At 58.5% G+C, this 16,270-nt stretch carries 13 protein-coding genes; 9 read left to right on the top strand and 4 right to left on the bottom strand.

Annotation, left to right across the window (positions count from 1 at the left end):
• Positions 1-12: 12 nt before the first annotated feature.
• The gene (gene creA / locus AC6I8W_RS03255) at positions 13-486 is read right to left on the bottom strand and encodes a protein CreA (protein ID WP_497836961.1); all 474 of its coding nucleotides are present in this window, start codon (positions 484-486) and stop codon (positions 13-15) included.
• A 195-nt stretch (positions 487-681) separates the two neighbouring features.
• On the opposite strand from creA, the gene robA reads away from it, so the two are divergent.
• Positions 682-1,563, top strand: coding sequence for an MDR efflux pump AcrAB transcriptional activator RobA (gene robA, locus AC6I8W_RS03250; RefSeq protein WP_497836960.1), 882 nt, complete (start codon positions 682-684; stop codon positions 1,561-1,563).
• 42 nt (positions 1,564-1,605) lie between these two features.
• Here the strand turns inward: robA and gpmB are convergent, their stop codons facing one another.
• The gene (gpmB, locus tag AC6I8W_RS03245; RefSeq protein ID WP_497836959.1) at positions 1,606-2,253 is read right to left on the bottom strand and encodes a 2,3-diphosphoglycerate-dependent phosphoglycerate mutase GpmB; all 648 of its coding nucleotides are present in this window, start codon (positions 2,251-2,253) and stop codon (positions 1,606-1,608) included.
• 51 nt (positions 2,254-2,304) lie between these two features.
• On the opposite strand from gpmB, the gene yjjX reads away from it, so the two are divergent.
• Entirely contained in the window at positions 2,305-2,823 is a 519-nt protein-coding gene (gene yjjX / locus AC6I8W_RS03240; protein ID WP_497836958.1) for an inosine/xanthosine triphosphatase, read from the top strand.
• On the opposite strand, the gene trpR is transcribed toward yjjX, so the two are convergent.
• The gene (gene trpR, locus AC6I8W_RS03235) at positions 2,824-3,132 is read right to left on the bottom strand and encodes a trp operon repressor (RefSeq protein WP_013507794.1); all 309 of its coding nucleotides are present in this window, start codon (positions 3,130-3,132) and stop codon (positions 2,824-2,826) included.
• A gap of 44 nt (positions 3,133-3,176) precedes the next feature.
• Entirely contained in the window at positions 3,177-5,096 is a 1,920-nt protein-coding gene (sltY, locus tag AC6I8W_RS03230) for a murein transglycosylase (protein ID WP_497836957.1), read from the bottom strand.
• A gap of 258 nt (positions 5,097-5,354) precedes the next feature.
• Between sltY and atzF the strand changes: the two genes are divergently transcribed.
• The 7 genes from atzF (at position 5,355) to urtD (ending at position 16,269) form a co-directional block, all read left to right on the top strand.
• Complete coding sequence (gene atzF, locus AC6I8W_RS03225; RefSeq protein ID WP_497836956.1) at positions 5,355-7,151, top strand: allophanate hydrolase; 1,797 nt, start codon at positions 5,355-5,357, stop codon at positions 7,149-7,151.
• A 2-nt stretch (positions 7,152-7,153) separates the two neighbouring features.
• Entirely contained in the window at positions 7,154-10,771 is a 3,618-nt protein-coding gene (gene uca / locus AC6I8W_RS03220; RefSeq protein WP_497836955.1) for an urea carboxylase, read from the top strand.
• Between the two features lie 9 nt (positions 10,772-10,780).
• A complete protein-coding gene (locus tag AC6I8W_RS03215; RefSeq protein ID WP_497836954.1) occupies positions 10,781-11,482 on the top strand; it encodes a GntR family transcriptional regulator in 702 nt (233 codons plus the stop codon).
• 30 nt (positions 11,483-11,512) lie between these two features.
• On the top strand, positions 11,513-12,781 hold the full coding sequence (urtA, locus tag AC6I8W_RS03210) for an urea ABC transporter substrate-binding protein (RefSeq protein ID WP_497836953.1): 1,269 nt from the start codon (positions 11,513-11,515) through the stop codon (positions 12,779-12,781).
• Between the two features lie 62 nt (positions 12,782-12,843).
• A complete protein-coding gene (gene urtB / locus AC6I8W_RS03205) occupies positions 12,844-14,409 on the top strand; it encodes an urea ABC transporter permease subunit UrtB (RefSeq protein WP_497836952.1) in 1,566 nt (521 codons plus the stop codon).
• A complete protein-coding gene (gene urtC, locus AC6I8W_RS03200) occupies positions 14,409-15,485 on the top strand; it encodes an urea ABC transporter permease subunit UrtC (RefSeq protein WP_497836951.1) in 1,077 nt (358 codons plus the stop codon). Before urtB ends, urtC begins: the two co-directional genes overlap by 1 nt.
• Positions 15,478-16,269 carry an urea ABC transporter ATP-binding protein UrtD gene (urtD, locus tag AC6I8W_RS03195; RefSeq protein ID WP_497836950.1) on the top strand — a complete coding sequence of 264 codons (792 nt, stop codon included), beginning with the start codon at positions 15,478-15,480 and terminating at the stop codon, positions 16,267-16,269. Before urtC ends, urtD begins: the two co-directional genes overlap by 8 nt.
• Position 16,270 lies beyond the last annotated feature (1 nt).

The raw sequence follows: 16,270 nt of genomic DNA, 5'->3' as shown, positions 1-16,270 counted from the left end.
TATCGCCTGTCGTTAATGCCAGGGCATCAGCGGTACGGCGCTCAAGGCGTTTTTCGGCGAGCCTTCCACCACTTTATCTGAGTAAGCCAGATAGACCAGCGCGTTGCGCTTTTGATCATAAAAGCGTACAACTTGCAGCTTCTTAAAAACCAGCGATGTGCGCTTCTGGAACACCACATCCCCCTGCGCTTTGCCTTGCGCAATTTTATCGCTCAACGCAACCGGTCCTACCTGTTGGCAGGAAATCGCCGCGTCGGAAGTATCCTCCGCCAGGCCCAATCCGCCCTTGATCCCACCGGTTTTTGCCCGGCTGATATAACAGGTTACATTTTTTACATCGGGGTCATCGAAGGCTTCCACCACGATCTTATGATCGGGGCCAAACATCTTGAAAACCGTGTCAACTGAGCCGATCTCCTCGGCCTGGAGGGATCCCGCGAAGGCATATGTTGCCAGGGTGACTATAAGAAGGCGAGCTATTGTCATGGAGTTACCATTGCAAACGGAATAGATGAGAATGTAATGTACTGGCAATCGATAACAGAACCAAACCAAATGGGTAACAACCCGCATTGATGTAGCACAGTCGACTTACAAAACCGCCCTCTCGCCTTTTTGCATTTCGTGCTATTATTCGACGACTTCATAAGTTGCGCCACCAGAGAATTATGAGGATGTTTTATGGACCAAGCCGGTATCATTCGCGATTTGCTTGTCTGGCTGGAGAGCCATCTGGATCAACCCCTTTCACTGGATAATGTCGCCCTGAAAGCGGGTTATTCCAAATGGCATCTGCAGCGCATGTTTAAGGACGTGACAGGCCACGCGATCGGCGCTTATATCCGCGCTCGCCGGCTGTCTAAGGCCGCGGTGGCGTTACGCCTGACCAGCCGCCCGATACTCGACATCGCCCTGCAATACCGTTTCGATTCCCAGCAGACCTTTACCCGTGCGTTTAAAAAGCAGTTTAATCAGACGCCCGCCTGGTATCGTCGTTCGTCAGACTGGAACTCCTTCGGAATCCGCCCCCCGATCCGTCTGGAAGACAACCATATGCCCGAGCCGCAGTTTGTCACGCTGCCGGAAACGGTGCTGGTGGGGCAGACGCAAAGCTACAGCTGTACGCTGGAGCAAATCTCCAGTTTCCGTGACGAAATGCGTGTGCATTTCTGGAAACAGTTCCTGCTGGAAACCGATACCGTGCCGCCGGTGCTGTATGGGCTACATCAGGTACGCGCCAGCCATGAAAAAGATGATGAGCAGGAGATTCTCTACACCACGGCGGTGCCTGCCGATCAGTTGGCGAAAAGCATGCAATCCAACCAGAGCGTGATTCTGGAAGCCGGTGATTATGTGCAGTTCACCTATAACGGACCGCGCACCGCGTTGCAGGAATTTATTCTGCTGCTGTACGGGACTTGTATGCCTACGTTGGGCCTGGTGCGTCGTCAGGGACAGGATATCGAACGTTTCTTCACCCACGGTGGCAAGAAGCGTAGCGAGCCGCCAACCGAGATTCGCTGCGAATATCTGATTCCGATACGTCCAGTACAGGATCGCTAACAGTAAAATGCCGTCGTAATGACGGCATTTTTATATTCCGCTTCAGCGTTGCAATTCATCCAACGCCGGTGCATCCAGATGCGACACATCCCCGGCGGTCTCCACGACCCACCCCGCTGCCAGCCAGGCGCTCTGCTGATGATCAACGCGGGAGATGGAACAGTTACGCAGGCGCAGACGACGCTCCGCATGTGCCGGTAAGCCAAGAATGGTACTGACCAGCACGCCAAGCGCCATACCGTGGCTGACAATCAACGGGCGGCTGCCCGCCGGCAATCCGAGACAGTCATTTAACGCCGCATGCATCCGCGCCGCCATCTCTGCCATCGACTCACCACCAGGAATGCGACCATTTTCGGTGCCATCCACCAGCGTCTTACGCCAGCTCTCTTCTTCCGGCGTCAGCCCTTCAATCGGGCGCTGCTCCAGCACCCCCATATTCAGCTCGCGCAGACGCGCATCGAGGGTGACCGCGCAACCACACGCATCGGCGATAATCTCTGCGGTACGCCGGGTACGTCCTAAATCGCTGGCAATCACGTGGGTAATGCCCAGCGATTTAACGCGCTCGCCCACCTGATGGGCCTGTTGCTCACCTTTTTCCGTCAGCGGACTGTCGGACTGCCCCTGAATGCGTCGGGCCGCATTCCAAACCGTTTCACCGTGACGAACAAGATAGACCTGTAGCATGCTTAATTTCCGTTATACTGCGACAAATTTGCCTTGAGGGTTCAAACAATTATGTACCATGTTGTCGCAGCCACCATCAATCCGGCAAAAATCCGCGCGATTGCACAAGCGTTCAACGACGTTTTCGGCGAAGGATCCTGCCATATTGAGGGGGTCGAGGTCGAGAGCGGCGTTGCAGCTCAGCCGCTGACGGATGTCGAAACGCGAACTGGCGCACGTCAGCGCGTTATCAATGCGCGCGCCAAAATGACCGATGCCGATTTCTGGGTGGCGATTGAAGCAGGCATCGAGGGGGATTGCGCCTTCGCATGGATGGTGGTGGAAAATGCACAGCAGCGCGGCGAATCGCGCTCCGCCAGTTTTACGCTGCCCGCGGTGGTGATGGCGGGGTTAGCCGCCGGTCACGAACTGGGTGATGAGATGGCGCGCTTAACCGGCGTGGAAAACATCAAACATAAAGGCGGCGCGATTGGCGCGTTTACCCACGGACTACTGACGCGCTCCAGCGTCTACCATCAAGCGCTGATTCTGGCGCTGTGTCCGTTCACCCATCCGTTGTACCAGCAGTAATCAGGCGCGTCCCAGACGCGCTTCCAGCCAGCGTTTCAGCTCTGGCGGTGCTTCTTTCAGGCTGTTGGAGCCACGGGTGATGGTGGCAATGCCAACACCCAACTCATTCTTCAGCTCACGCTGACTCATCTCTCCGTTCATCAACTCTTCAATGATGCGCAGACGCGTGCCAAAAGATTCCCGTTCGTCCGGGGTCATCATTAATTGCAGCAACGGCAAGGCGACACCATCGGCGAAGGCATTTTGCATCAGGTCAACAAAGCGCAGCCAGTTATCTTCAACAGGCTGGGAAGAAAGGGGTTGGCTCATGAAGGGCTTCCGTACTCATTAACGAGTACGGAAGCATAGCACAGTCAGTAGCGGCGATTCCACTCGCTATCTGCCAGAATCTTATCGGGTTGTCCCATGAAGTAGCGATAGTAGGCATCATACGCCAGCACGTTCTTCACGTAGCCACGGGTTTCCGAGAACGGGATGGTCTCGATAAAGGCCACCGCATCCAGGCGCCCCCCACTGTTATTCAGCCAGCTGCGTACCCGTGACGGCCCGGCGTTATAAGCCGCTGAGGCGAAGATACGGTTCTGCTCAAACTGCTGATACACGTACTCCAGATATTGCGTGCCAATCTGGATATTGGTTTGGGGATCAAGCAACTGACCGCTGTTCACATAACCGGGAATGTTGTACATCTTCACGGTATGGGTGGCGGTGGCGGGCATCACCTGCATCAACCCGCTGGCCCCCACCGGCGATCGTGCTTTCGGGTTCCACGCACTCTCCTGGCGCGAAATCGCCATCGCATAACTTTGCGGAATCCCTTTACCCTCGGTGTACTGCTGATACAAATTGCGCCATGCCAGCGGGAAACGCTCTTTCAGGCTATCCCACATTTTGGCGGTGATAGTGGCCTGAACGCTCAGGTCCCACCAATCCTGCTCATTGGCGTAACGTGCCAACATCTGCTGCTGCTCACGGGTTTTACTGGAAATTAAATTGGCCCACTCGCTGCGCGCCAGGTTATCCAGCCCCCAGTACATCAGCTCGCGCACCCTTGCCAGCTCAGGGCCCTGCACCAGATTGCTATCCGGGGCTGGTGCCTTATTAACCTGTAACGGATACTCGACACCCAACCGCTGCGCCGCCACCATCGGATAGAAACCACGCCCCTGCATCAACTTACGCAGGATCGGGTCAGCTTCATCTTTACGTCCTTGCGCAATCAGCAGATCGGCCTGCCAGTATTGCCACTCATCTTTCTCTTTGGCCTCCACCGGCAGACGGGCAATCCAGGTATTCAGTCCACGACGGTCGTTGTTGCCCAGCGCCAGTCGTACCCGCCGCTCAATCAGGGTGGTGGATTCACTGTTCATGACAACGTTATCGCGCCAACGCGCCTGATCAGAGGTGACGTCGTTACCCATCAAGCGCCAGGCAACGATCTCTTTCAGCGCCTGCTCATCTTCCGGCCCCATCTTCTGCGACTGCACCAACCCCGGCAGCATCAACCGGGCATTTTCGGCATCCTGGCGCGCTACCCGGGCGAAGGCAAAATTGGTCGCCTGACGGGTAAAATCGGTCGGACCGACACTGCTGGCAAAACTGGTGACAGTTTGCGGATTCTGCTGCAACGCCATCACTGCCGTAGCAATGGTTTGATAGTCCGCCGGTAACATCTTCGCCAGGTAATTGACCAGGCTGTCGTTGCCCTCTTTCATCGCCAGACGAATGCGTTCAAGGATGGTGATCGGCGAAAGCTGTCCGGCGGATTGCCACACCGAGAACAACTGGTCGCAATCATTGGGCAGTGATGTGCCACGCAACCAGATGGCTTTTGCACCATCAAACGCCACCTGCTGCTGACCGGTGGCCCATTTGGCGTAGTACCAGTTACAACGCGCCTGCACCGGTTGCGGTGCTTCCGGGCTGAAGCTCAACAGTTCCTGCCACGCCTGGCGGTGGGCCAGCACATTAACAAAGCGGGTGGAGAGCGCGCGTGCAGGGGGTAACGTCGGATATTGTTGAATAAAGTTCTTCACCGCCAGCGGCGTTTCCTGCTCGAGATCCTGCGCCAGCATACGGTATTGCAGATAAGGATAGAGCGGGTAATCCTGTAGCGTTGGCATCAGCTGTGCCACGGTGTCCATCTGCTTGTTATCCCAGGCTTGTTTTATCTGGGCATAACGCTGTCGTTGCTGGTCGAGCGAATCGGCCCACACGCTGCTGGCCGCACTGACCAGGCAGATCCCTAAAATCCAGTTACGCCACTTATCCACTTCACTCTCCTCTTGGTGCTGCGATCCAGCTGCATGCCAGACTCCTTCATGCTAACCAGGCCAACCCACTCTTACCATGTTCTTCATAAAATTTACGATCGCGCACCGCTATCGACCAGATGCTGCGCCGCCATTGTGCACTTATTCATCACAAAAACTTATCGTACAAGGACGAATTCCATATAATCATTCTGTTACAAACATGGCACGGCCTTTGCTCTGTTGAATTCCATCTTGTATACCAGTTGGAATTCACTCATGGCATCGACTTTTGGTTTCACGCTTCAGGATTGGCAACAGCGTTACCAACAGGAACCGCAGCAGATTACGGCCCTGCTGGAAGCACACCTCGCCGCTATTGATCACCAGGATAACGCGTGGCTGTATCTCGCCACCCCAGCACAGCTACAGGCACAGATTGAACCGTTATTAGCCAGCTATCTGCGTAACCCGACTGCGCTGCCGCTGTTTGGCGTCCCTTTTGCCGTCAAAGACAATATCGATGTCGCGGGTTGGCCTACCACCGCCGCTTGCCCGGCGCTGACTTACACCGCCAGCGCCGATGCCTTTGTTGTCGCCCAACTGAAAGCCGCCGGTGCGGTGGTGATTGGCAAAACCAACCTTGACCAATACGCCACTGGCCTGGTCGGCACCCGCTCACCCTATGGCGCGGTGCGCAACACCTTCAATCCAGACTATGTCAGCGGCGGCTCCAGCTCCGGCTCGGCGTCGGTACTGGCACGTGGTCTGGTGGGCTTCTCGCTCGGCACCGACACCGCCGGTTCCGGTCGCGTACCGGCTGGTTTTAATAATGTGGTGGGCCTGAAACCCACCAAAGGCTGGTTCTCGGCCAGTGGCTTGCTGCCCGCCTGTCGCCTGAACGACACCATCTCGGTGTTTGCCCTGACGGTAGAAGACGCCTTTGCCGTCGGAGTCGCGGCTGGCGGTTATGACGCCGGGGATGCCTATTCACGCAGCAATCCGCATACCGCGCCAGCCAGCATCAAGGCTCACCCTGACTTTGCTATTCCGGCCAATCCTGAATTCTTCGATGACGCACACGCCGAAGCGGCCTGGGATAACGCGCTGGAGCGCCTGCTCGCCAGCGGTGCCACGCTGCACCCCATCGATTTCACCCCGTTCCAGCAACTGGCCGAGCAGCTGTACTACGGCCCGTGGGTGACGGAGCGCACCGTGGCGGTGGGCGAGATGATCAACCGCCCGGAAGAGATGGACCCGGTGGTCTATGGCATCGTTAAAAGCGGCCTGGATTACAGCGCAGTCGATGCCTTCAAAGCGGAATATCTGCGCGCGGAACTGACACGCCAAATCCAGCAAACGCTGGCGCAGTTTGATGCGCTGGTGGTGCCGACCTCCCCCACCATCCACACCATTGAAGAGATGCAGCAGGAGCCGGTGCGTTACAACTCGCAGTTCGGCACCTACACCAATTTCACCAATCTGGCCGATCTCAGCGCACTGGCACTGCCTGGGCCGTTCCGGGCCGATGGCCTGCCTGCGGGCATCACCCTGATCGCCCCTGCCTGGCATGACCGGGCGCTGGTGGAGTTTGGCCTGCGCTGGCAACAGCAGTTGGCCTTACCGCTTGGAGCCACCGGCAAAGTGCAACCGACACAGCATCGCACACTGCCACCTTCTGCCGACCACGTTCGTGTGGCGGTAGTGGGTGCGCACCTAACCGGCATGCCGCTCAACTTCCAGCTCACTACCCGTCAGGCAGTGCTGGTGGAGGAGACCACCACCGCCAGCCACTACCGATTGTTTGCGCTGCTGGATGGCCCAATCAAAAAACCGGGCCTGCTGCGCGATGAACAAGGGGCGGCGATCACCGTCGAACTGTGGGATATCCCGCTGGCGCGCTTTGGCGAGTTTGTAGCGGAAATCCCGGCGCCACTCGGCATCGGCTCGCTGACGTTAGCTGATGGCCGAGTGGTGAAAGGTTTCATCTGTGAACCGATGGTGCTGAAGCAGGCACTGGAGATCACCGAATTTGGCGGCTGGCGCAACTGGCTGGCATCCCAGGGGAGTAAATAATCATGTTCAGCACCGTTCTGATTGCTAACCGTGGCGAGATCGCCTGCCGCGCTATCCGTACCCTCAAACGTCTGGGCGTGAAAAGTGTGGCGGTGTACTCCGACGCCGACCGTAACGCGCGCCATGTGAAAGAAGCTGATGTGGCGATTGCCCTTGGCGGCGATAAAGCCAGCGACAGCTACCTGAGAATCGACAAAATCCTCGCTGCCGCCAAAGAGACCGGCGCAGAAGCTATCTGGCCGGGCTACGGCTTTCTCTCCGAGAGCCTGCCATTTGCCGCTGCCTGTGAAGAAGCCGGTATCGCCTTTGTTGGTCCCACCGCACAACAGATTGGCGAGTTTGGCCTCAAGCACCGCGCCCGTGAGCTGGCGGCCAGTGCTGGCGTGCCAATGACGCCCGGCACCGCGTTGCTGAGTTCACTGGAAGAAGCGCTGACCGCCGCCGATCACATTGGCTATCCGGTGATGCTGAAAAGCACCGCAGGTGGTGGTGGTATCGGCCTGACACGTTGCGCCGACGCGGAGGCACTGCGCAACGCCTGGGAAAGCGTGCGCCGTCTCGGTGAACAATTTTTCAGTGACGCAGGCGTGTTTCTGGAGCGCTGCATCGATCGTGCCCGTCACGTTGAAGTGCAGATTTTTGGTGACGGCAGCGGCAAGGTCATCGCCCTTGGCGAACGCGACTGTTCGCTGCAACGTCGTAATCAGAAAGTCGTGGAAGAGACCCCGGCACCCAATCTGCCGCAGGCCACGCGTGAAGCGCTGCTGGCCTCGGCGGTGCGTCTTGGCGAGCTGGTCAGCTACCGCAGCGCGGGCACCGTGGAATATATCTACGACGCCGAACAAGACGCGTTTTATTTCCTCGAAGTGAACACACGCCTGCAGGTGGAGCACCCGGTGACCGAATGCGTCACGGGTCTCGACCTGGTGGAGTGCATGTTGAAAGTGGCGGCGGGCGATAGCCTCGACTGGGCGCGGATGCAGCAGGCACCACAAGGCGCATCGATTGAAGTGCGTCTGTACGCGGAAGATCCGCTGAAAAACTTCCAGCCCAGCCCTGGCGTCCTGACCGGCGTCAGCTTCCCGGATGATGTGCGCGTCGATGGCTGGATCGCGACCGGCACCGAAGTCTCCGCGTATTACGATCCGATGGTCGCCAAACTGATCGTTCATGCTGACACCCGTGACGCCGCGCTGGCGAAAATGCAGCAGGCGCTGGACGCTACCCAGCTGCATGGCATCGCCAGCAACCTGGATTATCTGCGTCAAATCGTTGCCACCGAAGCTTTCCGCAGCGGCAAGGTCTGGACGCGTTACCTCGACAGTTTCACCCCGACAGCCAGCGTGATTGAAGTGCTGCAACCCGGCACCTTCAGCAGCATTCAGGATTTTCCGGGCCGCCTTGGCTACTGGGATATCGGTGTGCCGCCGTCCGGCCCAATGGATGATTTCGCCTTCCGTCTCGCCAACCGCATTGTCGGCAACCACGAAGCCGCGGCCGGGCTGGAGTTCACCCTGCAAGGCCCAACGTTGCGTTTTCACAGCGACGCGGTGATTGCGCTAACCGGTGCCGATTGCCCGGCGGATCTCGATGGCGAGCCGGTCAGCTACTGGCAACCGGTCAAGGTCGAGGCGGGACAGACCCTGACACTGGGTCGCGCCCACAGCGGCTGCCGCACCTATCTGGCAGTACGCAACGGTTTTGATGTGCCGGAGTATCTCGGTAGCCGCTCCACCTTTTCACTCGGCCAGTTTGGCGGCCATGCCGGACGCACCCTGCGCGTTGCCGATATGCTGCCGATTTCCCAACCTGGACTGGCGGCCTGCACCACCCCCGCCCCGGTCAGCGAACCACAGGCGCTCGATCACGCGCTGGTGCCGCACTACGGTACCGAATGGCGTATCGGCGTGTTGTATGGACCGCACGGCGCACCGGACTTCTTCACCCAGGCCGCTATCGACGAATTTTTCGCCAGCGACTGGCAGGTACATTACAACTCCAACCGTCTCGGTGTGCGTCTGGTGGGACCTAAACCGAGCTGGACGCGCGCCAACGGCGGCGAAGCCGGGTTACATCCTTCCAACGTCCACGACTGCGAATACGCCATCGGCGCGGTGAACTTCACTGGCGACTTCCCGGTGATCCTCACCCATGACGGCCCAAGCCTCGGCGGCTTCGTCTGCCCGGTCACTATCGCCAAAGCGGAGCTGTGGAAGGTCGGTCAGGTGAAACCGGGCGACAGTATTCGTTTCCACCCCATCAGCGCTGACGAAGCGGTGGCACTGGAGAAAGCTCAGGCGCACAGCATCGCGACCCTGCGATCGGCCCATGCGCCCGCCTTTGCGGTACCGTCGCTGGCCGCCAGTGACATCGGCTCGGCGACGCTGCTGGCCGCCCTGCCCGCCACCGCCAGCACTCCGGCAGTCGCCTATCGCCAGGCCGGTGACAAATACGTGCTGATTGAGTACGGCGACAACGTGCTGGATCTGGCGTTACGTTTGCGCGTGCATCTGCTGATGCAAGCGCTGCGTGAACGCGCGGTGCCCGGGGTAGAAGAGTTGTCGCCCGGCGTACGCTCGTTGCAGGTGCGCTACGACAGCCTGATCCTCAGCCAGCCACAGCTGATGGCATTGCTGCTGGAGCTGGAAGCCGGACTCGGCGATGTCAGCCAGTTGAAAGTACCGTCACGCGTCGTCTGGATGCCGATGGCGTTTGAAGACAGCGCCACCCTCGGTGCAGTGGAACGCTATCAGGAAACCGTGCGCGCCACCGCGCCGTGGCTGCCGAACAACGTCGACTTTATCCAGCGTATTAATGGCCTGGAGAGTCGTGAAGCGGTGCGCGACACCCTTTTCAATGCCAGCTACCTGATCCTCGGTCTGGGCGATGTCTATCTCGGCGCACCCTGCGCGGTGCCGATCGATCCGCGCCATCGTCTGCTGAGTTCAAAATACAGCCCGGCGCGTACCTTTACCGCCGAAGGCACGGTAGGGATTGGCGGCATGTACATGTGTATCTACGGCATGGACTCCCCCGGCGGCTATCAGTTGGTCGGTCACACGCTGCCCATCTGGAACAAATTCCTGAAAAACGATCAATTCGCTGCCGACGAACCCTGGCTGCTGCACTTCTTCGATCAGGTGCGCTTCTACCCGGTGAGCGAAGAAGAACTGACGCAGTTGCGTGACGACTTCCGCGAAGGCCGCGCGCATATCCGCATTGAGGAGACGTTGTTCGACTTCGCCGCACACCAGCAATTCCTGAGTGAAAACGCCGCCTCGATCGCTGAGTTCCGCGACCGTCAGGCTGCCGCCTTTGAGCAGGAAGTGACGCTATGGGCGCAGGAGGAGCAGAACGCCCCACTGACTACGGAAGAGACGTTGGTGGTGACGGAAGAAGACGACACCGCCCTGGCGGTGAGCGCCGATATGAACGGCAACATCTGGAAAGTGCTGGTGCAACCGGGTGATGAGGTGGAAGCCGGCCAGACACTGATCATCGTCGAAGCGATGAAGATGGAGTTGGCGATTGTCTCCCCCGAGGCGGGTCGTGTGAAACGTATCGCCTGCCAGGCAGGACGTCCGGTGAGTCCGGGCGACACCCTGCTGTGGCTGGAATAAGGAATGCCCATGAGTACCAGCCCGCAACGCAGCAAAGGTCGTCCGGAAGCACTGGCAGAGAAAGTCTACCAGGCGCTGAAGAACGATATTTTCGAGTTTCGCCTGATGCCCGGTGACCGCTTCAGCGAAAGCGAAATCGCCGAACGGATGGAGGTCAGCCGCACGCCGGTGCGTCAGGCGCTGTTCTGGCTGGAGCGGGAAGGCTATGTCGAAGTGTGGTTTCGCAGCGGCTGGCAGGTCAAGCCGTTCAACTTCGAGTACTTCGAAGAGTTGTACGACTTTCGCACCGTGCTGGAACGCGAGGCGGTGCGCCGTCTCTGCGCGCTACCGCCGTTGCAGTGCGCGGAAACCCTGACCGAGCTGAAAATCTTCTGGATCGATAACCCACGTCTGGAAGACGGCAAAACCGTGTCGTTGCACGACGAAGCCTTTCATATGGCGCTGGTCAGCGCCACCGGCAACCGGGAAATGGCCCGTGTACACGCCGAGCTGACCGAAAAGATTCGCATCATCCGTCGTCTCGACTTTACGCGTGACGACCGGGTCGATGCCACGTACCGCGAGCACGCTCAGATTTTACGGGCGATATTTCAGCAACATACCGAGGAGGCACAGCGCATTCTGACCGACCATATCGCCGTCAGCAAAGCAGAGGTCAGAAAAATCACGTTACACATGTTACAGCAGGCCAGGCTCCAACCCATTGAATAAAAACACATTACACATTTAGGGGTTTAAACGATGAAAAGACGTTCGTTGCTTAAGGCTTTCGCTCTCTCCGCTACCGTCGTCAGCATGGGCTTTGCCTTTGGTGCTCAGGCTGCCGATACCATCAAAGTGGGGATCATGCATTCGCTCTCCGGCACCATGGCCATTTCGGAGACGCCGTTAAAAGATGTTGCGCTGATGACTATTGATGAAATTAACGCCAAAGGTGGCGTGTTGGGCAAAAAGCTGGAACCGGTGGTAGTTGACCCAGCCTCCAACTGGCCGCTGTTTGCCGAGAAAGCCCGTCAGCTGCTGACGCAAGACAAAGTCGCGGTGGTGTTTGGCTGCTGGACTTCAGTATCGCGTAAATCGGTACTGCCGGTGTTCGAAGAGTTGAACGGCCTGCTGTTCTACCCGGTGCAGTACGAAGGCGAAGAGATGTCGCCGAACGTGTTCTACACCGGCGCGGCACCGAACCAACAGGCGATTCCAGCGGTGGAATATCTGATGAGCGAAGACGGCGGCAGCGCTAAACGCTTCTTCCTGCTGGGCACCGACTACGTCTACCCGCGCACCACCAACAAGATCCTGCGTGCCTTCCTGCATTCGAAAGGGGTACAGGACAAAGATATCCAGGAAGTGTATACGCCGTTTGGTTACAGCGATTACCAGACCATCGTCTCCAATATCAAGAAATTCTCTGCGGGTGGCAAAACTGCGGTGATCTCCACCATCAACGGCGACTCCAACGTGCCGTTCTACAAAGAGCTGGCGAACCAGGGCATTAAAGCCACCGATATTCCGGTGATCGCCTTCTCGGTGGGCGAGGAAGAACTGCGCGGTATTGATACCAAACCGCTGGTCGGTCAGTTAGCGGCGTGGAACTACTTTGAGTCAGTGGATAACCCGACTAACGCCAAGTTTGTTGCTGATTACCGCGCCTATGCCAAAGCGCATAACCTGCCGAACGCCAACACCGTGGTGACCAATGACCCGATGGAAGCGACCTATGTCGGCATTCATATGTGGGCGCAGGCGGTCGAGAAAGCGGGCACCACTGATGTGGATAAAGTGCGTGCGGCCATGGCCGGACAAACCTTTAAAGCGCCAGATGGTTTCACCCTGACCATGGACAAAACCAACCACCATCTGCATAAGCCGGTGATGATCGGTGAAGTCGAAGAAAACGGTCAGTTCAACGTGGTGTGGCAGACCGACAAACCGATCCGCGCTCAGCCGTGGAGCCCGTATATCGCCGGTAACGATAAGAAGCCTGATCATCCGGTGAAATCAACCCAATAAATAAGACCAGGTCGCCATCAATGGCGACCTGGCAACATCCCCGCAACCACAGGGCCAGAACCATGACAATTCGCCGCTATCTCTGCTGTCTGCTGTTGCTCCTGCCCTGGCTGGCCCAGGCGGGCGATGGCGCAGATTTCGCCGCCGCCAGCCGCACGCAACAAGCCACGCTGCTGCAACAATGGGCCGCCGCACCGCAGGCCAGCCGCCTGCCGCTGCTGGAGGCACTGCGTAATGAAAGCGTGGTCATTGATGAGAACAAGCAACCGTTCAGTAAACAGGACGATAAATTCCAGCCGCTCGACAGCGCGCAGCAGCCAACGGGCGAAACCAAAAAACTCTTTATGAACAACCGGCTGCGTGTGTTGATCGCCAGTGCGCTCGCCGCGCATCAGTTGGTCAGTGACGATCCGGCCATTCGCCTGCGTGCCGCACAGCAGCTGCAAAACGACGGGGCCGCCGACCAGTTACCGCTGATTGAACAACGCCTCGCCAGCGAAAAAGACAGCAAGGTGCACGCCACGCTGGCGATGGCTGCCGCCAACCTGCAACTCACCAGCCCGGATGCGCAGGTGCGCCTGCAAGCGGTAAAACTGCTGGGAGAATCCAGCGATCCTAATATGCAGGCCAGTCTGCAACGCCTGACGCAAGCGGCGAATGAACCCGATGCTCAGGTACGCACCGCCGCCACTGACAGCCTGAAAAATATCAAACATCGTCTGATGTGGGGCGACCTGCTCGGTCAGGCCTTTACCGGCCTGTCGCTGGGATCGATCCTGCTGCTGGCGGCGCTCGGGCTGGCAATCACCTACGGTCTGCTCGGCGTGATCAATATGGCACACGGCGAAATGCTGATGCTGGGCGCGTACGCCACCTGGCTGGTACAAAGCCTGTTTCAACAGTTCGCGCCGCAATGGCTGGCGTGGTATCCGCTACTGGCGCTGCCGGTGGCCTTCCTCGTCACCGCCGTGATGGGGATGGTACTGGAACGCACCATCATTCGCCATCTGTACGGTCGCCCACTGGAGACTCTGCTCGCGACCTGGGGCATCAGCCTGATGCTGATCCAGTTGGTGCGGATGCTGTTTGGCGCGCAGAACCTTGAAGTCGCCAACCCGGACTGGCTCTCCGGTGGCATGCAGGTGCTGCCAAACCTCGTGCTGCCGTATAACCGTATCGCGGTCATTGTGTTCGTGTTTGCCGTGCTGGGTCTGACCTGGCTGCTGCTGAACAAAACCCGCCTCGGCCTCAGCGTGCGCGCCGTGACGCAAAACCGCGCCATGGCGGATTGTTGCGGCGTGCCTACCGGACGCATCGATATGCTGGCGTTTGGCCTCGGCTCCGGTATCGCCGGGCTGGGTGGCGTGGCCTTGTCACAGCTGGGCAATGTCGGCCCGGAACTCGGTCAGGGCTACATCATCGACTCCTTCCTCGTGGTGGTACTGGGCGGTGTCGGTCAGTTGGCAGGCACGGTAGTGGCTGCCTTTGGGCTTGGTATCCTCAACAAGGTGCTGGAACCGCAGATTGGCGCGGTACTCGGCAAGATCCTGATCCTGGTGTTGATTGTGCTGTTTATTCAGAAACGTCCCCAGGGCCTGTTTGCGTTCAAAGGGAGGGTGATTGAGTGATGAGCCAGCCGCTAACCTTAACCGTCGCGCGCAAAGCGCCGCGCCTGACCCTCAGCCTTGGCGTGATCATCGCGCTGCTGCTGTTGATTATGCCGTTCTTTGCGCTGCTACCTGCCAGCCATCCGCTGGCGCTCTCGACCTATACGCTGACGTTGGTCGGCAAGATCCTCTGTTATGCCATCGTCGCGGTGGCACTCGATCTGGTGTGGGGCTATGCCGGGCTGCTGTCGCTCGGTCACGGTCTGTTCTTCGCCCTCGGTGGTTATGGCATGGGGATGTACCTGATGCGTCAGGCCTCTGGTGAGGGGCTGCCCGCATTTATGTCATTTCTGTCGTGGAATGAACTGCCGTGGTTTTGGGCCGGTACGCAACACTTCGCCTGGGCGCTGTGCCTGATTGTGTTGGTGCCCGGCCTGTTGGCGTTGGTGTTCGGTTTCTTCGCCTTCCGTTCGAAGATCAAAGGTGTCTACTTCTCGATCATGACCCAGGCGCTGACCTACGCTGGCATGTTGCTGTTTTTCCGCAACGAAACCGGCTTTGGCGGTAACAACGGCTTTACCGGCTTCACCACCCTGCTCGGCTTCAATGTCACCGCCACCGGCACGCGCATCGGGTTGTTTGTCGCCACCGTGTTGCTGCTGCTGGTCAGCATCGGCGTTGGTTTTGCCCTGGCGCGCAGCAAGTTTGGCCGGGTGCTGACCGCAGTGCGCGATGCGGAAAACCGCCTGATGTTCATCGGCTACGATCCACGCGGTTTTAAGCTGTTTGTCTGGACTCTTTCCGCCGTGCTGTGTGGGCTGGCGGGTGCGCTCTACGTCCCGCAGGTGGGCATCATCAACCCGAGCGAAATGTCCCCCACCAACTCCATCGAAGCCGCTATCTGGGTGGCGCTGGGGGGGCGTGGCACCCTGATTGGTCCCTTGCTCGGCGCGGCGATTGTTAACGGCGCGAAAAGCTGGTTCACCGTCGCCTTCCCGGAATACTGGCTGTTCTTCCTGGGGCTGATGTTTATCCTCGTTACGCTGTTCCTGCCGCGTGGCGTAATTGGCCTGCTGCGCCGGAGGAAAGATGACTGAACAACTGTTTACCCAACCGCATCCGGCGGATCGCCATCGCGATCAACGTGATCCGGTGCTCCTGCTGGAAAATATTAACGTGTCTTTTGACGGTTTTCGCGCGCTGACCGACTTGTCGTTGCAGATTGGCGTTGGCGAATTGCGTTGCGTCATCGGTCCTAATGGCGCGGGTAAAACCACGCTGATGGATGTGATCACCGGCAAAACCCGCCCGGACAATGGTCGGGTGATGTACGACCAGGACACCGATCTGACCGCCCTGTCTCCGGTGGAGATCGCCCGCGCCGGGATTGGCCGCAAGTTCCAGAAACCGACGGTGTTTGAAGCACTGACGGTGTTCGAAAATCTCGAAATCGCTCTGAAAAATGACAAATCGGTGTGGGCCAGTCTGCGCGCCCGTCTCAGCGGTGAGCAGCAGGATCGCATCAATGAGGTACTGAAGTTGCTGCGTCTGGGCGGCGAACGCCAGCGCAAAGCTGGTCTGCTATCGCACGGGCAAAAGCAGTTTCTGGAGATTGGCATGTTGCTGGTGCAGGACCCGCACCTGTTGTTGCTGGATGAACCAGCAGCAGGCATGACCGATGCCGAAACCGAGTACACCGCCGAACTGTTCCGCAGCCTCGCCGGTAAGCATTCGCTGATGGTGGTGGAACATGATATGGGGTTTGTCGAAACCATTGCCGACCATGTGACAGTGCTACATCAGGGCCAGGTGCTGGCCGAGGGATCGTTGCGCGAAGTACAGGCCGACGATCGGGTAATCGACGTTTATCTGGGGCGCTGAG

The organism is Pantoea sp. X-Soil-TKNS-1211, assembly GCF_059730495.1.
The sequence above is the reverse complement of the archived record's forward strand: the minus strand, read 5'-3'. Positions and strand labels throughout refer to the sequence as shown.